The sequence below is a fragment of the Actinomadura darangshiensis genome (genome assembly GCF_004349235.1).
Lineage (GTDB): Bacteria > Actinomycetota > Actinomycetes > Streptosporangiales > Streptosporangiaceae > Spirillospora > Spirillospora darangshiensis.
The window spans coordinates 27951-49872 of record NZ_SMKY01000033.1 but is presented as its reverse complement, the minus strand read 5'-3'; the positions used below and the strand labels follow the sequence as shown (position 1 = coordinate 49872).

General features: G+C 70.9%; 16 protein-coding genes and 1 riboswitch. Of the genes, 6 read left to right on the top strand and 10 right to left on the bottom strand.

Annotated elements, in window-relative coordinates; translation table 11 throughout:
- The coding region (locus E1293_RS10515; protein ID WP_132196410.1) for a transglycosylase domain-containing protein at positions 1–2498 on the bottom strand (2498 nt) is incomplete at its 3' end.
- Positions 2499–2717: 219 nt separating this feature from the next.
- On the bottom strand, positions 2718–3875 hold the full coding sequence (locus E1293_RS10510; protein WP_132196408.1) for an FKBP-type peptidyl-prolyl cis-trans isomerase: 1158 nt from the start codon (positions 3873–3875) through the stop codon (positions 2718–2720).
- Between the two features lie 220 nt (positions 3876–4095).
- Here E1293_RS10510 and E1293_RS10505 point away from each other — a divergent pair, with 220 nt between their 5' ends.
- The gene (locus E1293_RS10505) at positions 4096–4914 is read left to right on the top strand and encodes an exodeoxyribonuclease III (protein ID WP_132196406.1); all 819 of its coding nucleotides are present in this window, start codon (positions 4096–4098) and stop codon (positions 4912–4914) included.
- Here E1293_RS10505 and E1293_RS10500 read toward each other — a convergent pair.
- The 8 genes from E1293_RS10500 to E1293_RS48550 form a co-directional block, all read right to left on the bottom strand.
- A complete protein-coding gene (locus E1293_RS10500; RefSeq protein ID WP_132196404.1) occupies positions 4911–5495 on the bottom strand; it encodes a methyltransferase domain-containing protein in 585 nt (194 codons plus the stop codon). The two genes, E1293_RS10505 and E1293_RS10500, sit on opposite strands and share 4 nt — an antisense overlap.
- A 10-nt stretch (positions 5496–5505) precedes the next feature.
- On the bottom strand, positions 5506–6267 hold the full coding sequence (locus E1293_RS10495; protein ID WP_165978167.1) for a class I SAM-dependent methyltransferase: 762 nt from the start codon (positions 6265–6267) through the stop codon (positions 5506–5508).
- 29 nt (positions 6268–6296) lie between these two features.
- Positions 6297–7283: a hypothetical protein gene (locus tag E1293_RS47350; protein WP_165978166.1), complete on the bottom strand. Its 987-nt coding sequence runs from the start codon at positions 7281–7283 to the stop codon at positions 6297–6299.
- 162 nt (positions 7284–7445) lie between these two features.
- A complete protein-coding gene (locus E1293_RS10490) occupies positions 7446–8261 on the bottom strand; it encodes an SAM-dependent methyltransferase (RefSeq protein WP_132196400.1) in 816 nt (271 codons plus the stop codon).
- Entirely contained in the window at positions 8246–8767 is a 522-nt protein-coding gene (locus E1293_RS10485; RefSeq protein WP_165978165.1) for an ATP-binding protein, read from the bottom strand. The genes E1293_RS10490 and E1293_RS10485 overlap by 16 nt, the downstream gene beginning before the upstream one ends.
- A 203-nt stretch (positions 8768–8970) precedes the next feature.
- Entirely contained in the window at positions 8971–11523 is a 2553-nt protein-coding gene (locus tag E1293_RS10480) for an outer membrane protein assembly factor BamB family protein (protein WP_132196396.1), read from the bottom strand.
- Between the two features lie 48 nt (positions 11524–11571).
- Positions 11572–12609 (bottom strand): restriction endonuclease subunit S, encoded by a 1038-nt coding sequence (locus E1293_RS10475; RefSeq protein ID WP_132196394.1) that lies wholly within the window; start codon positions 12607–12609, stop codon positions 11572–11574.
- Positions 12602–13954: a type I restriction-modification system subunit M gene (locus E1293_RS48550; protein WP_132196392.1), complete on the bottom strand. Its 1353-nt coding sequence runs from the start codon at positions 13952–13954 to the stop codon at positions 12602–12604. The genes E1293_RS10475 and E1293_RS48550 overlap by 8 nt, the downstream gene beginning before the upstream one ends.
- 42 nt (positions 13955–13996) lie before the next feature.
- Here E1293_RS48550 and E1293_RS48545 point away from each other — a divergent pair, with 42 nt between their 5' ends.
- From E1293_RS48545 to metH, 5 genes are all read left to right on the top strand, one after another.
- Entirely contained in the window at positions 13997–15181 is a 1185-nt protein-coding gene (locus E1293_RS48545) for a glycosyltransferase (RefSeq protein ID WP_243716141.1), read from the top strand.
- A 41-nt stretch (positions 15182–15222) separates the two neighbouring features.
- Positions 15223–16317, top strand: a complete 1095-nt coding sequence (locus E1293_RS10460; RefSeq protein WP_132196388.1) for a cytochrome P450 — start codon at positions 15223–15225, stop codon at positions 16315–16317.
- A 134-nt stretch (positions 16318–16451) separates the two neighbouring features.
- Positions 16452–17705 (top strand): lipase family protein, encoded by a 1254-nt coding sequence (locus E1293_RS10455; protein ID WP_132196386.1) that lies wholly within the window; start codon positions 16452–16454, stop codon positions 17703–17705.
- A 59-nt stretch (positions 17706–17764) separates the two neighbouring features.
- Entirely contained in the window at positions 17765–18139 is a 375-nt protein-coding gene (locus tag E1293_RS10450; RefSeq protein WP_132196384.1) for a DUF6221 family protein, read from the top strand.
- Positions 18140–18207: 68 nt separating this feature from the next.
- Positions 18208–18288: riboswitch (S-adenosyl-L-homocysteine riboswitch) on the top strand.
- Between the two features lie 23 nt (positions 18289–18311).
- Complete coding sequence (gene metH, locus E1293_RS10445; protein WP_132196382.1) at positions 18312–21914, top strand: methionine synthase; 3603 nt, start codon at positions 18312–18314, stop codon at positions 21912–21914.
- Positions 21915–21922 lie beyond the last annotated feature (8 nt).

Here is a 21922-nt window from a genome sequence, read left to right as displayed (position 1 = left end):
GTCGGGAGATTGGTCGGCAGGCCGGTCGGCGGCGTCGGGATCTCGGGGGAGTCGGTGGGCGGCGTCGCGGGCCCGGAACTGCCCGGCCCCTCCGAACCGTCGGGCGGGGTGTTGCGCGTCGGCCCGCCCCAGCCGCCGCCAGGCGTCATCGAGGGCGACCCGAACGACTCGGGCTCGTAGTTCATGATGTTCACCGCGTCCGACATGTAGGAACGCCAGACCTGCGCGGGCAGCTGGCCGCCGTACGCGCCGTAGCCGGGGATGTTCAGCGGCTTGCCGTCGCTGCGGAACATCGCGACGCTCGTCGCCATCTGCGGGATGAACCCGTTGAACCAGATCGCGCGGCCCTTGTCGGTGGTGCCGGTCTTGCCGGCGACGTCGCGGCCGTCGGGCAGCTGGGCGCCGGTGCCGGTGCCGCCCTGCACGACCTTCTGCATCGCGTAGGTGGCGTCCCGCGCGGTCTGCTTGCTGAACGCCCGGTCGCCCTTCTCGGTGAACGTCCGCTTGTTGTTCTCGTTGTCGGTGACGGACTTGACCACGAACGGCGTCCGGTGCGTGCCCTCGGACGCGAACGTCGAGTACACGCCCGCCTGCTGGACGGGATGCAGCGACACGATGCCGAGCGGGAACGTGGCGGCGTTCCGCTGCGCCGGCTTCATCTGCGACGCCGGGATGCCCATCTTCTCGGCCATCTCGGCGATCTTCTCGGTGCCGACGTCCTGGCCGAGGTTGACGTAGGCGGTGTTGATCGAGTGCTCGGTGGCGGTGACGAGGTTCACCATCCCGAAGTTCTCGTTGCTGTCGTTGTGGATGTCCGAGCCGGCGAAGTACTGCGGGGAGCTGCCGTCGTAGGTGGTGGCGAGCGACTTCCCCTGGTCGAGGGCGGTGGCGAGCGCGATCGGCTTGAACCCGGACCCGGCCTGCGCCCAGTCCCCGAACGCGCTGCTCAGCGCCTCCTCCAGGTAGCCGCGGCCGCCGTAGAACGCGAGCACCTGCCCGGTGGACGGGTCGACCGACACCGCGCCGGTGCGGATCTTCTTGCTCATCCCGTCGGGCTCGTTCTGCGCGACGGACCGCTTCAGCGAGTCCATCAGCCGCTTGTCGAACGTCGTGGTGATCTTCAGGCCGCTGCGGTTGATCTCGTCCTCGCTGTAGCCGCGGCGCTCGGTGAGCTCCTTCTTGGCCACATTGACCATGTAGCCCTTCTGGCCCTTGAGGACGTCGGTGATCTTCTGCTTGCCGGGCACCGGGAACTTCATCGAGGCCGCCTCGGCGGAGCTGACCGCGCCGTCCCGGACCATGTTGTTCACGACCGCGCGCCAGCGCTGCTCGGCGTGGGCGCGCTGCCCGCCCGACGGGTCGGCGAAGTTGCTCGGCTGCTGGATCGCGGCGGCGAGGTAGGCGCCCTCCGCGGCCGTCAGCTGCGAGACGTCCTTGTCGTAGTAGGCGTGCGCGGCCGCCTGCACCCCGTAGGCGTCCCGCCCGAAGAAGATGGTGTTGAGGTACTGCTCAAGGATCCAGTCCTTGTCCTTCTCCCGGCCGACCTTCAGGGAGACCATGACCTCCTTGAGCTTGCGGGTGACCGAGCGCTCCTTGCCGATGCCGCCGTAGTAGTTGCGGACCATCTGCTGCGTGATCGTCGAGCCGCCCTGCAACTGCTTGCCGGTGACCGTGGACCAGACCGCACGCGTCGTGCCCTGGACCGACACCCCGGGGTCGTCGTAGAAGCTGCGGTTCTCCGCCGCGATCACCGCGTCGCGGGTGCTCTCGGGGATCCGGTCGAGCTTGACCGCGTCCCGGTTCACCCCGGTCTTGGCGATCTGCGTCTTGCCGTCGGAGTAGTAGAAGATCGGGCCCTGCGCGACCGCCTGCTCCTGGGGCGACGGGACCGGCGTGAACAGGTACGCGATGCCGAACGCGACGACGCAGAACCCGATGAAGCCGAGCAGCGCGAACAGCGTCCGGCGCAGGAGCCGCGCCCTGCGGCTGCGCGGCGGCTTCCCGGGGCCCTTGCCGCCGCCACCGCCTCCGCCGCGCGGGGGACCACCGCCCGGCGGCGGCCCTGCGCGTTTCGGCACTGAGCGTTTGGACGAGACGGCGGGCATGGTCTTGGTATCACCCGTCGCCGGCCCTCCGACACCACCGGACGCCGGCGGCTCGGCGGCCGCTTTCGCCTCTACCGCCTCATCGGCGGGCATTTCGGACTCGCCGGGGGCGTTATCCGGCTCGCGCGTTTCGGGCTCGTCCCCCGCGCCGCCGGTCGCCCCGGGGCTCTTGTCGTCGTTCTGAGATATGTCGCGCTCGTGGGTGAATTCTGCGTCTTGAGCGGTTTCTGCGTCCTGGGCGGATTCTTCGGTTTCTGGTGCGGTGTCCGTGGCCAGCGTGGTGGTCGCCGGACCGTCCGCGCCGGCCGGCGTCCCGGCCTCGGTGTCGTCGCGGTCCGCCTCGCCCGTCCCGGCGGGCTCCGTGCCCTCCGGAACCTTTTCGCTGTCGCTCACAAGCCCCCCGTGATTATTGCGTTACCGACGATACCGTGAGGGGATCCGTGCGCCGTCCGCCCAATGCGCATCCCATGGCCTCCCATTAGGAGGACGGGCAATCGGCCTCTCAGGTTGTCGTGACGGAAGTCGCATCTGCCCGGTTCCCGGAAACGCCGAGCGGCGGGAACCCGGCCGGGTGCCCGCCGCTCGCGCTCGCGCGGTCGCGTCTCGGTCAGCTCACTTGTAGACCTTGGCGAGGATGTCCACGACGAAGACCAGGGTGTCGTCGCCCTTGATCTTGGGCGGGCTGCCCTTCTTGCCGTAGCCCTCGTCCGGCGGCAGGACGAGCAGCACGCGGCTGCCGACCTTCACGCCGGTGAGGCCCTTGTCGAAGCCCGGGATCGTCTGCCCGAGGCCGATCGGGAACGTGGCGGGCTGCTTGTTGTCCCAGCTGGAGTCGAACTTGTCGCCCGACTTCCAGATCTTGCCCGTGTAGTTGACGACGGCCTCGTCGCCCTTGGCCAGCGCCGGCCCGTTGCCCTGGACGAGGGTCTTCGCCTGGAGCTTGCCGGGCGCGTCCTCGTCGGGGATCGTCACCTTGGGCTCCTTGCCGGCGCCCTTGTCCTCGACCTTGGGCAGCGACTTGTCGTCCAGCTTCTGCTCGGTGCCCTGCGGCTTCTGGTCCTTCGGGACGACGGCCTGGATGTCCATGACGAACAGGATCGCGTCCTTGGCGGTGATCTGCTGCGGGCTGAGCTGGGTGAGCTCCTTGGACGGCGGGAGCTGCAGCACGATCCGGCTGCCGGCGGTCTTGCCGACCAGGCTCTTGTCGATGTTCTTGAGGCCGCTCTTGCCGACCTGGAGCTTCATGGGGCCGCCGCCCTGCGCGCCCTGCTGCTGCTGCTCCTCGTAGGACGAGCGCACCTTCTCGCTGGTGCTCTTCACACGCGAGTTGTCCTCGTCCTTGTCCTTCGACCACTTGTAGGTGGCGAACTGGACGAAGACGGTGTCGCCCTCGGCGGCCGCGGGGCCGGAGCCCTTGATCGGGGTGCTCACCTTGAGCGACTTGGTCGGCGCCAGCTTGGTCGGGATCTTGACCTTGGGCTCGGACGCGAACTTGCCGGTCACCTCGACCACGGGATCGGGCCGGTTGACCCACCAGTACACGCCGCCGGAGACCACCAGCGCGGCGACCACGATCCCGGCGGCGATCATCAGCCGGCGCTTCTTGGCGTCCTTGGCGGTCAGCCCGGACGGCCCGGACGGCCGGTTCAGCCCGCTGCCGCGCCCGGCGCTGATGCCGTGCGGGGTGAACTCCGGGCTGCGGATGTTCTGGGCGTTCGGGATCTTCGCCTTGACCGCCGGCTTGCCCCGGGGCTTGTCATCCTCGGACATGTTTCCTCACTCGCTCCGGGTTCGACGACACCACGAACGTGACCACCCTTCCAGGGCCGGGCTAAGCGCAGCGTGAAAACCGTGCAAAGGAGGCCGACCCGCAATCTACCGGTCACACACGATGTGCGGAGCCATCTGGCAGGGGACAGGAGAAGCCGCCAGGATATCCCCGCTCGGCCGATGACTCACGCCCCGACGCCCCGGATGGCAGGCTGGGGGGATGCGCCTTGCGACGTGGAACGTCAATTCCGTCAAGGCACGGCTTCCGCGCCTCCTCTCCTGGCTGGACGAGACGAGGCCGGACGTCGTCTGCCTCCAGGAGACCAAGTGCCGCGCAGACCAGTTCCCCGCGGCCGACGTGGAGGAACTCGGCTACGCCACGGCCGCGCACGGCGACGGCCGGTGGAACGGCGTCGCCGTCCTTTCACGGGTCGGCATCGAGGACGTCTCCAACGGCTTCCCCGGCCAGCCCGCCTACGAGGGCGAAGCGGAAGAGCAGACGAAGCTGACCGAGCCCGTCCTGCTGACGCCCGAACCCCGCGCGATCGGCGCCACCTGCGGCGGCGTGCGGGTCTGGTCGCTGTACGCCCCGAACGGCCGCACGCCGGACTCGGCGCACTACACCTACAAGCTCGCCTGGTTCGCGGCCCTCCGCGACGCCCTCGGCGCCGAACTCGCCGACGGGACACCACTGGTCGCATGCGGCGACTACAACGTCGCCCCCACGGACGAGGACGTCTGGGACCCGGCTGTATTCGTCGGCTCCACCCACGTCACCCCCGCCGAACGCCAAGCGCTCGCCGAACTCCGCGCCCTCGGCCTCCACGACGTCGTCCCGACCCCCATGAAGGGCCCGCACCCTTATACCTACTGGGACTACCGGGCCGGCGCCTTCCACAAGAACATGGGCATGCGCATCGACCTCTTCTATGCGAGCGAGACCGTGGCCCAGCGAGTCACGGCAGCTTACGTAGACCGCGAGGCCCGCAAGGGCAAGGGCCCCTCCGACCACGCCCCAATCGTCGTCGACCTCGACTAGCGCTCGGAACGGGCGAGGAAGCGGCGTTTGCCGTTGGTGTCAGTCTCGTCGAGGACGGTGAAGTCGTCCGGGAGTAGCGATGCGGGCTCGTCTGGGTTGAGGCACCATTCGGCCGGGAGGTGCGGGCGGTCTCGTCGGGCTTCCTCTGCGAATGCCTCCCAGGCCAGGAGGCCGTGGGGGAGGACGGCCCCGGCCGCGCGCTCGAATACAGCGCGGTCCCAGAAGCCGGTGCACAGGATGAGGGCGTAGCCGAGGGCGTCCGGTTGCCAGTCGGTTAGGTCGGCTTGCATAGTCGTGATCAGTGGTGTGAGGCCGCGCTTGCGCGCCTCTGCTGACAGGCGGTCCAGGGCGATCTCGGAGATGTCGACGGCCGTCACGGCGCGGCCCGCCTCGGCGGCCAGCAGGGCGCTGCCGGACGGGCCGGACGCCAGGTCGAGCACCGGGCCGTCCGGGAATCCGAGCGACAGGGCCCGCTCGGCCAGCGGGTGGGCGTGCGGCGGCTTGGCGGCGGCGTCCGAGTACTTGGCGTTCCACCGCAGCCGGTCCGGATGCCCGGCGAGCCCGTCCGGCAGGTCCTCCATGCCGACGAGGTTAGCGGCGCTCCGCGATCAGGAGCATGAACATGGCCGTGGGGAAGCCCTTGCGCCACCACGGGTCGTCCCGCAGCTGCTCTTCCGTCGGGTGCGGTTCGCGGAGGTCCGCGATGACGAATCCGGCGTCTCGGAGCGTTCCAGCGTAGTACTCCAGCGGCCGGAGCCAGCTTGTGATCATCGAAGGGGATTCCAGGCCGTCCACCAGGAAGCGCTGGTCGATCCCGCGCGAGGCGAAGTAGCGCGACGCCGGGACGCTGTTCGACGCCCCCTGCTCGGCGTTCTCCACGTAGAAGCAGGGGTGCAGGGTCAGCAGGATCAGCCGCCCGCCGCTCTTGAGGACCCGCGCGAACTCGCCGATCGCGCGGGTCGGGTCCTGCAAGTGGCTGAACAGGTGGTTGCAGAGGACCAGGTCGAACTGGTCGCCCTCCAGCGGCAGGTCCTCGACGCTGGCGCGGGTGAACGCGGCCTTCCCCTCCGGGGACGGGTGGGACGCCGCCGCGTCGATCAGGCCCTGCGCCGCGTCGACGCCCGTCACGTCCGCGCCCATGGAGGCGAGCTTGCGGGAGAGGTAGCCCTCGCCGCAGCCGGCGTCCAGGACGCGCTGCCCCGCGCAGGGGCCGACCGCGTCCAGGACGGCGGCGTCGGTCAGTTCGGTCCGGTACCGGTCGCGCCGCTCCCTGATGACCTTGACCCAGTACTGCGCGTTCGCCTCCCACCGCTCACGCGTCAGTTTCGCGATGGCTTGCGCCGTGTCTTCCACCGGCTCCCCATTCTTCAAAAGATCCTGGCTCAGGCGAGGCCCCTGAGCCGTCGCACCAGGGTGTTGCAGGTCTGCCTGATCCTCTTGTCCCGGCACCCGGCCCCGCGCAGTTCGAGGGCCTGGATCAGCTCGGGAACCCGCCCGCCGAACGCGGGGTCGCGCTGCATCGCCAGCGGAATGTACGTCGACACCAGGTAGTACAGGTAGGCGTCGTTGTAGGCCGCGATCTCGCGCAGTACCTCGGTGGCCGTGTTGCGCAGCGAAAGGGAGCTCGGAAGGGTGAAGTCGCTGCTGATCCGGCCGTCTCTGGTGTAGGTGGGGAACGACCATTCCTCAAGGGCCGCGTACACGGGCGTCGCGTCCAGCTCCCGGCGGTACCGCTCCGCCAGCTCGAAGTCGTCGGAGCCGATCAGCGAGCCCATCACGACGCCGCGCATCATGAACGCGGCCTGCCGTCCGGGCACCTCGAAGCCGAGGTCGGCCTCCAGCGCGCCGGTCACCTTGCTGACCTGGTGCGTGAGGATGTTCAGCGCCAGGATCGAGTGGAACGAGTAGGTCTTGCGGTTGAGCCGGGGGGCCAGTTCGATGGACGAGTCGAAGAGCTTCTGCGGGTCTTCGAGCAGGCCGTGGCCGGTGTCGGGGGAGTAGAGCGCGGAAAGGGCGATGTCCTGCTCGCGGCCCCAGAACCGGGCGATGAACGAGGACGTCTTCTGCGTCGCCTGGCCGCGCATGATGTGCAGCGCCGCCTCCAGCGCGTTCAGCAGGTGCTGCTGCGCTACGGCCGACCCCTCAAGGGCGGTCAGGTCGACGGTGAGCCCCTCGCCGTGCAGGTCGGTGACGAGTTCGTCGCGCCGTTTCCGGACGGCGTGCGCCATCGAGTACTCGGCGATTCCCGGGACGGACGACATGAGGCTCTGCAGCGACCGTCCGCTGACCCGGTCGAGCCATTCCACGTTGTCCCAGAGCCGGAAGACCGTGCTCTCGTCGAGCCCGGAGAAGGCAGCGACGTCGGACATGTTGAGTCCCATGTCCCTGGTGATGTCGGAAAGGGACTTCGGCTCGCCGTCCGCTGTCATCGGTCGCCCTACAGGTGGCAGTTGCTGACGGTCCGATCGTAGCGAAGCGCCGGGCGTCCGGGGCGGCCGGTGAGTGAGAAGCACGGTGGGCATGGCCGGCGGTCACCCTGGGACGCGCCCGATGCAGCCGATGAGCGGCAGCGGGCTCGCGATGTGGACGGCGCCGTCCGCGAGGAGCGGCAGCCGGGCGGGGTAGCGGCCGATCATGCGCAGGCTCCGGCAGATCCCGGCGATCTCCTCGGCGCCGCGCGGCCGGAACGGCGTGTCGACCGGCTGCCGGGGCCCGGAGAGCGGGTCCAGCGCCGCCGACCGCTCCGCGTGGGTGATCACCACGTGGCTGCCCGGGGCCAGCCTTTCGGCAAGCGCTTCCACGACGCCCCGCGGATCGTCCTCGTCGGCGATGAAGTCGAGGACGCCGATGAGGAACACCGCGGCGGGCGCGCCGAAGTCGATCAGCCGCCCCAGCCCGGGGTCGGCGAGCAGCGCGCCGGGGTCGCGGACGTCCCCGGCGAACGCGCCCGTGCCCGCGTCGACGGCGAGCAGCGCCCGCGCGTGCGCGAGCACCATCGGGTCGTTGTCGACGTAGGCGACGCGGCAGGCCGGATCGGTGCGCCGCACGATGTCGCCGAGGTTGTCGTCGGCGGGCAGCCCGCAGCCGATGTCGACGAACTGCCGCAGTCCGGCCTCCCCGGCGAGCAGCGCGGCGGCGTGGTCCAGGAAGCCCCTGTTCGCCTGGACGAGCCGCGGCACGATCGGGCAACTGCGCAGCACCCGCTCGGCGAACGCGCGGTCCGCCGCGTAGTTGTCCTTGCCGCCGAGGAAGTAGTTGCACATCCGGGCGACGCCGACGGCCGGAGCCCCGGGCCCGGCCCGGTGGGCCGGGCTCAGCGTCGACCCCGGGGTCACGGCAGCCGCCATCCCTCCCGGACGCCCACCCCGAACCAGAACGTGGACGTCCCGTTCCTGCCGCGGCCGGTGCCGAAGTCGGTGGCGAGCGCCTTCATCAGGGCGAGCCCGCGGCCGCCCGCGGGCAGCGGTTCGTCGGCCGCCCGCGGCCGGCCGGGCGCGGCACCGCCGTCGGTGACCTCGACCCGGACGTACCGGTCGACGTGCAGGACCGACAGCATGACCGTCCCGTCCCGGCGCGGCCGCGCGTGCAGCACCGAGTTCGTCATGGCCTCGCTGGTCAGCAGTTCGAGGTCGCCGAGCTCGGACCGGTCGGCGCCGAAGTGCTGGCCGACGAGCTCGCGGACGTAGGACCGGGCGAGCCGGACGGCGGGCGGCGTGGCGGCGAGGTCGATCTCGCCGATCAGGCGCCCGGACGATTTGCCGTTGTTCCAGGCGGACGGGAGTCCGGCCTCCAGCGAGGGGGCGGGCGCGGGGACCAGCACGGGTGCCCCGGACCACGCGTCTGATGCGTTCATGGCGGCGTTGGTTTCACGTCTCCGTGTCGGGCTGTAAGCGAACATGTGCTCTTCGGCCTGGTCGGTATCGGACGTGGTAGTGAGACGACACACACTCTGACGCAGCCCGCGCGGATCGGTCACCGACGCTTGCGCGCATGCAAGGGCCTTGCCGCACCCTGCGCGCCGTCACGCACCGTCCAAGATCCGCCACCCGCCGCGTGTCATCCCCGCGTGCGGTGGACCGTGAAGCTCGACGCGGCACGGCTGATCACGTCGGTCGGGGGCGGCATGAGGACGGCGTAGCCGCCGCCGATCTCCGCCGGCCTGCCCGGGAGGTTCGCGGCGAGCCGCCGCCCCTCGCCGTCCAGCCAGAAGTACGCGGCGGGCTCGTCCTGCGCAGGCGGCCGGACGGCGGCGAACCCGTTCCCGGCCGCGCCGTAGCGGGTGAGGTCGCCGGTCTCCAGCAGGTCGTTGATCTTCGTGCCGCCGCCGGTGGTCCGCACGGTCACGGCCCGCTCGGCGGAGCTGCGACCACTCTGGCCGATCCCCGCGGTACAGACGATGAACGCGTCGCCGTCCCCGTCGCATCGGGTCAGGTGGGTGCTCGTCGCGGCCAGCTCGCGTCCGGTGGCCCGGTCGAGGACGGCGCCGCCCTCGGCCGTTCCCACGACGACCGTCTTGCCGCCTCCGTCGTAGAGGAGTTCGGGTTCCGGGTACCGCTTGGCGAGGTTCCAGCGCTTCTCGCCGTCCGACGCCCCGTAGGCGATGAGGTCGACATGTCGCACGGACCAGTTCCCGGCCTGCTCGGTCTTGGCGGCGAGAACCAGGTTGCCGCCGACGCCCACGGCCTTGACCTCGCGTTCGCGCCACAGCTCCCGGCGCGTCCCGGTCGCGTACACGACCGTCTCCTTGCCGGACGAGCCGGACCGCGAGACGGTGACGGCGAACGTCTCGTCGCCGGCCTCGTCCAGGTAGACGTAGCCGTCCCCGGTCAGCATCCGCTTCTTCCAGCGGACCTTGCCGTCGTCGAGTGAGAGTGCCGCGACGCCCTGCTCGTCTCCGGACGCCTCGTAGGTCACGAGCGACAGCCGTTCCCCGCCCGCGTTCACGATGCGGGGGACGCCGACGTAGTCCGCCTTGATCCCGCCGCCCAGCGGCGTGCCGTCCTGGACCGACCAGCGCACCTTGCCCGTGGCGGCCTCGGCGGCGACCTGCTTGGTGACGTGGTCGCCGTCGCGTGCCGAGCCGGTGTAGACGACCGCGTCCCCGGCCAGCTCGACGCCGATCAGCGAGCTCATCCCGGTGTCCTCGGCCGGGCTCGGCGCGGGGAGCTTGCCGGTCGTGGCCGTCCACAGCGGTGCCGCGTCGATCCGGGGCGGCTGAAAGGCCGCCTCGGCGGGACCGGGCGGCACCGCCGGCTGCCTGCCGACGGCCGCCGCGTGCACGACGAGCCCGTCCTTTCCGGACGTCCCCTTGCGGTGCACCTGGAACGCGGCGGCCCGGTCCGACACCGCCAGGGCGGCACCGGGCAGCGCGTCGCCGAGCTGGTTGCCCGCCCGGTCCACGACAATCGAGCGGGGGGCGCGGGTGACGAAGATCCGGTCGTCCCGGACCAGGTCGACCCCGGGTGTGGCGTCCTCGCCGAACGGCTGCCTTCCAGTGGTGAAGGGTTCGCCGTGCTTGCCGGACCGGATCGTGACCAGGTCGCCGTCCGAGCCGGCGCAGGCGATGAGCGCGCGTCCGTCGTCCGCGCAGCCGTAGACGAACCGGAGCGCCTCGCTCTTGGGGGACTTCCCGGCCGGACGGCCGGTCGCGGTGTCGGTCACGACCGTCCGCTCCTCGTCGTAGGACCGGCCCTGCTGCTTCTCGCTCACCCGGATGAGGGCCGTCCCTCCGGCGACCGCCTGCAGCCGGGCGTTCTGGAGATTCCACTGCTGCCGGCCGCTCTTCGCGTCCAGCGCGAACACGCCGGCGCCTTCGAGCTTCGCCGACGACGGCTTGTCCCCGGCCGTCTGACCGAGGACCAGGCCGCCGGCGATCCGGTAAGCCCAGCCGCCTTCGTGCCGCCACAGCTCGCGGCCGGACGACGGGTCGAGCGCGACCGTCCGGGGATCGGCCTCGTTCGACGCCTGCACGCTCGCCAGCACGACGTTGGAGTCCGCCGTGAGCAAGTCCAGCCGCTGCTTCCCGTCCCCGTCGGGCTTCGGCCGGACGAGCGGGCGCATCCATCGGACCGTTCCATCCCGTCCGGAGAGCGCCGCGACCCCGAACTCCGACTCCTTGTCCGACTCGCCCTTCCTGTACTGGACGAGGACCGTCCAGTCGTCGCCGTCGCCGTACACGATGGGCTTCCCCAGAGCGTCCCGCACCGACTCGGGAGGGTTGCCGGGCTCGGCGTCCGCGATGGCGCCGTCGCCGCCCTTGAGCGGGTGGCCGTCGTCCACGACCCAGCGGGGGGCGCCGGTGCGGACGTCCACCACGGCCAGCCGGAAGCCCGTCGGCTCGATGTCCCCGGCGACGATGGCGACGTCACCGCGCAGCTCGACGCCGTCGACGTTCCCCATGCCGAGCTTGTGCTCGTCCCACAGCGGCTTGTCGCTGAACGCCATCGGTTCCGGCCGCTTCTCGCCGTCCGGCAGCGGTTCGCCGCCGGACCCGGCCACCTTGACCACCACGAGGACGGCGAGCAGCACGGCGAGCAGCCCGCCGCCCAAGGTCAGCGCGCGCGTCCGGGTGATCTCCCGCCCGCCGAGGCCCATCCATGATCGCGACATGCCGCTTTAGATCGCGCCGAATCCCCCGTAAGTTCACGCGCCGCGTCATCAGGGGATCAGCTTCGGCAGGAGCGTGTCCCGCAGGTCGGCCAGGGTTCTGCTCTCGGACGCGGCGGCTTCCACCCGGCGCGCCAGCGTCGCCGCGAACTCGTTGAATCTCCGGGCCTCCCCCTCGCCGGGCCAGGGGACTGCGAACGCGGCGATGTCGGCCCAGTTGGCGCGCGGCATCCTCGTGCCGTCGCCGACGGCGGAGGCGTGCGCCACGACTTCGTCGCTCGACAAGGCGGCGAGCAGCCAGCCGCGGTAGTCGGGCTCTTTCGGACGGACGACGAGGATGTCCGTCGATGCGACACCGTCCACGAAGGCGAGGCCGACCTTGTGGAAATAGGGGCGGAGCTTGCCGAAGAGGATGTCGCCCGCCACGAAGCGCCTTTTCGTGCTGATGACACCGGACGCGCAAGTCCAGGCCGGAAGCCACATGTGCCGTTTCGGCATGTGCTCCAGTGCGATGTAGTTCTCGTCCCGGCCGATCAGGTGGGACGGCACGCTCGTGCGGGCGAGGTCGCCGAGTTCGCCGATCGGTATCCGGGACGTGGGCGCCGTTTCCCCGTAGCGGGCGCGGATCAGCGCGTCGCCGCACGCGGCGATGCGGCCGTTGACGGCGATCTTGTCGTCGAGGGCGCCGAGCGCGGCGGCCACGGAATCCTGCTCCGCCCTGGTCAACCGCGGGACGGTGAGCCGATTCAGAATTCCGTGGGTGAGCAGCGGCTGCCCTGACCCGATGCGGTACCGGTTCAGGCCGAGCCGCTTGAGCAGGTAGTAGACGTAGCGGGGGTTCACGTCCTGTTTCGCCGTGGCGACGATGGCGTTGTCGGTGACCCAGCATCGGTCGGGGCTGTAATGCACGGCGCCGCAGTACGACCCGACGCGTCCGATGATGGCGGTGTCGCGTTCGGCGTTGAACTCGCCCGACGTGCCGATGACGCCGTTGGCACCGAATGTGCTGTAAGCCGTTCCCTCGGCAGACTGGGAGCGGCCGTTCGAGAACGTGACGAGGTCGGCCAGCGGGACGTTCCCGTCAGCCATTCAAACGCCCGAGTTCCGCCCGGACGACCTGGTCGAGGCGCGCCGACTCCTCTAAATGCGTGAAGAGTTCCTTGGTGAGCCGCTCGACCCTGTCGGAGGCGAGTTCGTCCCCGGTGTCCGCCTGACGTGCGCCGACATAGCGGCCGGGCGTGAGGACGTGGTCGTGCGACCTGATCTCGTCCAGACTCGCGGAGTAGCTGAACCCGGGCGCGTCCGAATGGCCGTGACCGCGCCAGGAGCGGTATGCGCCTGCGATCAGGGCGATGTCGTCGCCGGTGAGGATCCGTTCGGTGCGGTCGACCATCGTGCCCATGTCGCGGGCATCGATGAACAGGACGCGGCCCGGCGTCCTTTTGTCCTTGTCGAAGAACCACAGGCACGCGGGGATCGGGGTGGTGCGGAAAAGGCGGTCCGGCAGCGCCACCACGCACGACACCAGGTCCGCTTCCACGAGTGCCGCGCGGATCGCGCCTTCGGCCGACTGCCGGGACGACATGGAGCCGTTCGCCATCACGACGCCCGCACGACCGCGCGGGCCGAGCTTGGCGACGATGTGCTGCATCCACGCGAAATTGGCGTTCCCGGCCGGCGGGACGCCGTACCGCCAGCGCGGGTCGCCGCCGTCCCGGTACCAGTCCGACATGTTGAACGGCGGATTGGCCAGCACGTTGTCCGCCTGGAGCCCGGGATGCGCGTCCTCGAAGAACGTGTCGGCGGACCGGATGTCGCCGGCCATTCCGTGAACGGCCAGATTCATCCTCGCGAGCCGCCACGTGCGCTCGTTCGCCTCCTGCCCGTAGACGGTGATGTCGTCCAGCCGCCCCCGATGGCTCAGGACGAACTTCTCCGCCTGCACGAACATGCCGCCCGATCCGCAGCACGGGTCGTAGACGCGCCCTTTGAACGGTTCGAGGACCTCGACCAGCAGGCTGACGACACAGGACGGCGTATAGAACTCGCCGCCCCGCTTGCCTTCGGCCCGCGCGAACTTCTCCAGGAAGTACTCGTAGACCTCGCCGAAGACGTCCCGCGCGGACTTCCCGCCGAACCGCACCCCGCCGATCAGCGCGACGAGCTCGGCGAGCCGCCGCTGGTCGATCCTCGTGAAGATCTGCGGCAGCACACCGTCGAGCGAAGGGTCGGCCCGCATGACCGCGTCCATCGCCGCGTCGACCCGTTCGCCGACCGTTCCGTCTCCGGAGCCGAGGCCCGCCCACAGCGCCCCGTCGGCGGACGAGTCCGACACGTACTTGAGGAAGACGAGCCCGAGAACGAAGTCCCTGTACTGCGCCGCGTCCACCGAACCACGCAGCTTGGCGGCCGCCTTCCAGAGGACCTCGTCCATCCGCGTGACTTTAGCGCGCGGCGTCCGGCGCGCTGGGGTGACGTGCGTGTTGGACGGGCGGGCCGGTGCGGTGCGACGCTGCCGGACGTGGTGGTCCTGAGCGTTCTGGCGCTGGCGGCTCTGGTGGGATGGCTGTACCTGGCATTCGGCCACGGCGGTTTCTGGCTGACCGGCCCCGGGCTGCCGGAAGCGCCGGAGCCGAGCGAATGGCCCGAGGTCGTGGCCGTGGTGCCGGCCCGGGACGAGGCGGCCGTCCTGCCGGAGACGCTGCCGACGCTGCTCGCCCAGAAGTATCCGGGCCGTTTCCGCGTGGTCCTGGTCGATGACGGAAGCAGCGACGGCACCGCGGAAACGGCCGCGCGCCTGGGCGACCTGGAGATCGTGGCCGCGGCGGAACGTCCCGCGGGATGGGCGGGCAAGGTCTGGGCGATGTCGGAAGGCGTCCAAGCCGCGGGCGAGCCGGAATTCCTCCTCTTCACCGATGCCGATATCGCCTACGAGCCCGGCACCGTCGAGACGCTCGTGCGCGTGGCCGCCGCCGAGAACCGCGACCTGGTCTCGCAGATGGCGACGCTCAACACCGCGACACGCTGGGAACGGGTCGTCGTCCCGGCCTTCGTGTACTTCTTCGCCCAGCTCTACCCGTTCCGCCGCGTCACCCGCGACGGGTCGCGCACCGCCGCGGCGGCGGGCGGCTGCATGCTCGTCCGCCGCGAGGTCCTGGAGCGCGCGGGCGGCCTGGCCGCGATCCACGACGCGCTGATCGACGACGTGGCGATGGGACGCCTCATCAAGCGCGCGGGCGGGCGCTGCCGCCTCGACCTGAGCCGCGACGTGGTCAGCCGCCGCCCCTACCCGCGCCTCGCCGACCTCTGGACGATGATCGCCCGCAGCGCCTACCACCAGCTCCGCTACTCGCCCGCCCTGCTCGCCGGCACCGTCCTCGGCCTGCTCCTCCTCTACGCGGTCCCGCCCGCCGCGACGATCGCCGGCCTGGCCGCCGGGAACGACGCGGCTCTCGCCGCCGGAGCCCTCGCCTGGCTGATCATGGCGGTCACTTTCACGCCGATGCTCCGCTTCTACGGGCTGTCGCCGCTGCGCGCCCTCGCCCTGCCACTTGTGGCCCTGATGTATTCGGCGATGACCCTTGACTCCGCACGCAGGCACCGTTCCGGTCAAGGCGGCGCATGGAAGGGCCGCACGGCGGCAACGCCCATAAAGAGGTGACGCCATTCCGCGCGGCCCGGCGCCGGTGTTAGAGAGAAACCATGACCGACGAGATCGCTCTCCCGAGCGGCGACACGATGAGGACCGCGCGCCGCTACGACGACGTCCGCCAGGTACTGACCGACCCGAGGTTCAGCCGGGACATGCGGCGGGCCCACGGCAAGCGGATGGTGCGGGGCCGCGACGTCAGCGACGACCCGCACTCGCTGCTGAACATGGACCCGCCGGAGCACACCCGGATCCGCCGCATCGTCGCGGGCGCGTTCAAGCCCCGCCGGATCGCGCGCCGGCGGCCGCGGGTCCTCGCCATCACCCGGGAGCTGGCCGGCGAGATGGCCGCCTCCGGGCCGCCGGCCGACCTGGTCGGCGAGTTCGCGTTCCCGCTGCCGGTCCGCGTGATCTGCGAGCTGCTCGGCATCCCGGACGCCGACCGCGACCGGTTCCGCGTCTGGGCCGACACGATGCTGAGCATGTCCGACGCGGACGCCGAGCAGAGGGTGCAGGCGGGCCGGGAGTTCCGCGCGTACATCCGGGAGCACCTCGCCGCGCACCGCGCGCACCCGGGCGAGGCCCTCCTCGACGACCTGATCGCCGCCCGGGACGGCTCCGACGCCCTCTCCGAACGCGAGCTCGTCAGCCTGACCTCGAACCTCATCGTCGCGGGCCACGAGACGACGGCGAACCTGATCGCCTCGGGCGTCTTCACCCTGCTCAGCGAGGGCCTCTACCGGGGCCTCGCCCCGACCGAGCGGCTCGTCGAGGAGCTGCTCCGGCACGACACCCCGGCCCTCTACGCGCTCCCGCGAGTGGCGACGCGGGACGTCGACCTGCCGTCCGGCACGGTCGCGGCGGGGGAGACGGTGCTCCCCCTCCTCGCCGAGGCCAACCGCGACTCCGGGGTCTTCGGCGAGCCCGACGGCTTCGACGCCGACCGCGACGGCCCCGCCCATCTCGCCTTCGGGCACGGCGCGCACTTCTGCCTCGGCGCCGGCCTGGCCCGCCTGGAGGCCGAGGTAGCGCTGACCGTCCTGCTCGCCGAGTTCCCGGACCTCGCCCTGGCGGTGCCTGCCGAGGACGTCCCGTGGCGCACGACCAGCCTGGTCAGAGGACCGACACGGCTCCCCGTCCGGTGGTAAGCCCGCGCTTTGTCAGGACGGTACAAAACCGGTGCCGCGGATGCGTCCCCAGCCGCATTGGAGTAAGTGTCTAATTACGTTACCGTCTGGTAGCCGTCACGCCGACGGCAGGGCCAGACGAAGGGTTACCCGCCATGTCCATCACCGTCCGCCGGGTGCTGCGCACCGCGGTGGCGTCCTGCCTGGGGATCGCCATCGCCGCGGCCACCCTGCAGGGCACCGCCGCCGCGGCGCCGCAGGACAGCACGACCCCGGCCGAGGATCCGTTCTACAAGCCGCCGTCCCCGCTCCCGGACGGCGGCCCCGGCGACGTCGTCCGGTCGCGTCCCGCGGTGTTCACCATGGACCCGATCAGCCACTCGCCCTACGAGGGCGTCAAGTCCTGGCAGGTCCTCTACCGGTCGGAGACCGCCCAGGGACAGCCGAACGCCGTGTCGGGCATGGTCCTCGTCCCGACCAAGGCGTGGACCGGCCAGGGCAAGCGCCCCCTCGTCTCCTACGGCGTCGGCACGCGCGGACTCGGCGACGCGTGCGCCCCGTCCTACACCCTCACCCAGGGCATGGACTACGAGGAGCTGTTCATCGCGGACGCCCTCAACCGCGGATGGGCCGTCGCCGTCACCGACATGGAGGGGCTCGGCACCCCCGGCCAGCACACCTACGAGGTCGGCACCTCGCAGGGCAAGGCCCTGCTGAACGTGGCGCGGGCCGCGCAGCGCCTCCCGGACGCCGGCCTCGCCGGCAGCCCGGTCGGCCTCTCGGGCTACTCCCAGGGCGGGACGACCGCCGGCTGGGCCGCGGAACTCGCCAAGTCGTACGCGCCGGACCTCGCGGTCAAGGGCACGTTCGCCGGCGGCGTCCCGGCCGACCTGCACGCCGTCGCCAAGAGCCTGGACGGCTCCGCGTTCATCGCGCTCATGTTCATGGCGGCCGTCGGCTACGACGCGGCCTACCCCGAGCTCGACCTGGACAAGTACCTCAACGACAACGGCCGCGAGCTGCTGAAGAAGGCCGAGAACATGTGCCTGGTCAGCTTCGACGGCCCCGCCACGGTGCTGCAGACCGCGTTCAAGCACATCAGCGACTACACCATCAGTGACCCGCTGGCCACGCCGGAATGGCAGGCGCGCCTGAACGCCAACAAGCTCGGCTCCACCGCCCCGAGCGCCCCCGTCCTCCAGACGCAGGCCGTCTACGACGAGATCATCCCGTTCGAGCAGGCCGACACCCTGCACAAGGCGTGGTGCGCGAAGGGCGCCAACGTCACCTGGAAGACCTACACCTTCGCCGAGCACGCCACCGGCATGCTGTGGAGCGAGCCGGACGCGATGACGTTCCTCGCCGACCGCTTCGCCGGCAAGCCCGCCACCGGGAACTGCGCCGCCTGATTCCAGCGGCCGGAATCCAGCCAGGGCCATCCCGCCCCCGCACGGGGCAGGATGGCCCTATGGATTTGGTGGAGTTCCTCCGCGCCCGGCTGGACAGGGACGAGCAGATCGCCCGCGCCTGCTCCGGCGCCCCCTGGAAGGCGAACCCCTCCGGCACCGTCAACACCGACACCGACGACCCCGCCTACGTGTCGACGGCGGAGAACGACGCGTACGCCGAGCACATCGCGCGCCACGACCCGTCCCGCACCCTCGCCGAGGTGTCCGCCCGACGCCAGATCCTGGACGACTACGAGAAGCAGTCCTGGATCATCGGCCAGGGCCACGCGACACCGGAACTCGAAGCCGCCCAGGCCGTCCGCGAATCGGTCCTCCGCCTCCTGGCCCTCCCTTACGCGACCCACCCCGCCTACCGAGAACAATGGCGCCCGTGACGGTCCGGTCCTCGCTCGCATCATGGGACGCGACTGACACATCGGGGGCGGGGAAGGTAGCCTCGGTACGGGCCGAGAGGCGCTGCAACGGGTGAGAGCCCGCCACGCTCGGCCCGGGACACGGACTTTCGCAAGGGCGCCTCCCACGTGAAATGGGAGGTGCTCGGGGAATATGACTCAGACGAAACTGCGCGAGCTGCTGGAGCAGCGGATCGCGGTGCTGGACGGCGCGTGGGGCACGATGCTCCAGGGAGCGGGCCTGACGCCGGACGACTACCGCGGCGACCGCATCGGCGGCGACCATCCGAAGGACGTCACCGGCGACCCCGACCTCCTCAACCTGACCCGCCCGGACGTGGTCCTCGACGTCCACCGGCAGTACCTGGAGGCCGGCGCCGACATCACCACGACCAACACGTTCACCGCGACGAGCATCGGCCAGGCCGACTACGGGCTGGAGGGCCTCGTCCGCGAGATGAACGTGGCGGGCGCGCGGCTGGCGCGGCAGGCCGCCGACGCGTTCGGCGGACGGTTCGTCGCCGGCTCGGTCGGGCCGCTGAACGTCACGCTGTCGCTGTCCCCGCGGGTCGAGGACCCCGCCTACCGCGCCGTCACGTTCGACCAGGTCAAGGACTCCTACGCCGAGCAGATCAGCGGGCTCGCCGAGGGCGGCGTCGACCTGCTGCTGATCGAGACGATCTTCGACACGCTGAACGCCAAGGCCGCGATCGCCGCCGCCCGGGAGGTGGCGCCCGAGCTGCCGCTGTGGATCTCGGTGACGATCGTCGACCTGTCCGGCCGGACGCTGTCCGGGCAGACCGTCGGGGCGTTCTGGCGGTCCATCGAGCACGCCGAGCCGCTGGTCGTGGGCGTGAACTGCTCGCTGGGCGCCGACGAGATGCGCCCGCACGTCGCCGAGCTGGCGCGGCTCGCCGGCACCTACGTCGCCAGCCACCCGAACGCCGGCCTGCCGAACGCGTTCGGCGGCTACGACGAGACCCCGGAGGAGACCAGCGCCAAGGTCGGCGAGTTCGCCTCCGCCGGCATGGTCAACCTCGTCGGCGGCTGCTGCGGGACGGGCCCCGCGCACATCGCGAAGATCGCCGAGGCGGTGCGGGGCACGGCGCCGCGCGAGGTCGCGCGGCCGGCGAAGGCGAGCCGGTTCAGCGGCCTGGAGCCGTTCGAGATCGGCGCCGACACCGGCTTCATCATGATCGGTGAGCGGACGAACGTCACCGGCTCCAAGCGGTTCCGCAAGCTGATCGAGGCCGGCGACCACCAGGCCGCCGTGGACGTGGCGCTCGACCAGGTGCGCGGCGGCGCGAACCTCCTCGACGTGAACATGGACGCCGACCTGCTCGACAGCGAGCGGGAGATGACGACGTTCCTGAACCTGATCGCGACCGAGCCCGAGGTGGCGCGCATCCCGATCATGGTCGACAGCTCGCGGTGGAGCGTGCTGGAGGCCGGGCTGAAGACCGTCCAGGGCAAGGGCGTCGTCAACTCGATCTCGCTCAAGGAGGGCGAGGGCCCGTTCCTGGAGCAGGCCCGCCGCATCCGCGACTTCGGCGCCGGCGTCGTCGTCATGGCGTTCGACGAGACCGGCCAGGCCGACACGACCGAGCGCAAGGTGGAGATCTGCGGGCGCGCCTACGACCTGCTCACGCGGGAGGCCGGGTTCCCCGCCGAGGACATCGTGTTCGACCCGAACGTCCTCGCCGTCGCGACCGGCATCTCCGAGCACAACGGGTACGCGAAGGCGTACATCGACGCGCTGCCGCTCATCAAGGAGCGCTGCCCCGGCGCCCGCACCAGCGGCGGCATCTCCAACCTCTCGTTCTCGTTCCGGGGCAACGAGGTCGTCCGCGAGGCGATGCACTCGGCGTTCCTGCTCCACGCCGTCCGCAACGGCCTGGACATGGGCATCGTGAACGCCGGGCAGCTCGCCGTCTACGAGGACATCCCCGCCGACCTGCTCGAACTCGTCGAGGACGTCCTGTTCGACCGGCGTCCCGACGCCACCGACCGGCTCGTGTCGTTCGCCGAGAACGTCAAGGGCGAGGCCACCAAGCGCGAGGTCGACCTGTCCTGGCGGGAGGCGCCTGTCGCCGCGCGCCTGTCGCACGCCCTCGTCCACGGCATCGTCGACTTCATCGAGGAGGACACCGAGGAGGCCCGGCGCGAGGCCGCCCGTCCGCTGGACGTCATCGAGGGCCCGCTGATGGACGGCATGAAGGTCGTCGGCGACCTGTTCGGGTCCGGCAAGATGTTCCTCCCGCAGGTGGTCAAGAGCGCCCGCGCGATGAAGCGGTCGGTCGCCTACCTGGAGCCCTTCATGGAGAAGGAGAAGCAGGAGGCGCTGGCGGCCGGCCGTGTCATGAGCGACCGCGGCCAAGGCAAGATCGTCCTCGCGACGGTCAAGGGCGACGTGCACGACATCGGCAAGAACATCGTCGGCGTCGTCCTCGGCTGCAACAACTACGACGTGATCGACCTCGGCGTCATGGTCCCGGCCGCGAAGATCCTGGAGACGGCGGTCGAGGAGGACGCCGACGCGATCGGCCTGTCCGGCCTGATCACCCCGTCGCTGGACGAGATGGTCTCCGTCGCCGCCGAGATGGAGCGGCGCGGCATGAGGCTGCCGCTGCTGATCGGCGGCGCCACCACGTCCCGGCAGCACACCGCCGTGAAGATCGCGCCCGCCTACGAGTCGACGACCGTGCACGTCCTGGACGCGTCCCGCGTCGTCGGCGTCGTCTCCGACCTGCTGGACGGCGACCGCGCCGCCGCGCTGGACGCCGCCAACCGGGAGGAGCAGGCCAGGCTCCGCGAGCAGCACGAGAACAAGCAGCGCCGCCCGGTGCTCACCATCGAGAAGGCCCGCGCCAACCGGGAGCGGGTCGGCTTCGGCGACGTCCCGGCCCCCGCCTTCACGGGCGTGCGGATCGTCCGGCCGGAGCTGACCGCGATCCGCGAGATGATCGACTGGCAGTTCTTCTTCCTGGCCTGGGAGCTGAAGGGCAAGTACCCGGCGATCCTCGACCAGCCCGTCGCGCGCGAGCTGTTCGACGAGGGCAACGAGCTGCTCGACCAGATCATCGCGGACGGGTCCTTCGAAGCGTCCGGCGCGTACGGGTTCTGGCCCGCGCACTCCGCCGGCGACGACATCATCCTGCCCGAGGCCCGCTTCCCGATGCTGCGGCAGCAGACGTCCAAGCCGGAGGGCCGCCCGAACCGCTGCCTCGCCGACTACGTCGCCCCGTCCGGCGACCACCTCGGCGGCTTCGCCGTGACGGTCCTCGGCGCCGAGGACCTCGCCGCGAAGTACGAGCAGGAGAACGACGACTACAAGGCCATCATGGTCAAGGCCCTCGCCGACCGGCTGGCCGAGGCGTTCGCGGAGTACATCCACCTGGAGGCCCGCCGCGCCTGGTTCGAGCCCGGCGCCGAGCCCGCGCTGGAGGACCTGCACGCCGAGCGGTTCCGCGGCATCCGCCCCGCGCTCGGCTACCCGGCGAGCCCCGACCACAGCCTCAAGCAGACCCTGTTCGACCTGCTGGACGCGGGCCGCCTCGGCATGAAGCTCACCGAGTCGTACGCGATGGCCCCGGCCGCCAGCGTCAGCGGCCTGATTTTCGCCCACCCGGACTCGCGCTACTTCACGGTCGGCCGCATCGGCAAGGACCAGGTCGAGGACTACGCCACCCGCGTCGACCTGCCGATCACCGAAGTCGAACGCTGGCTGGCCCCCAACCTCGCCTACGACCCCAGATAAGCGCAGGG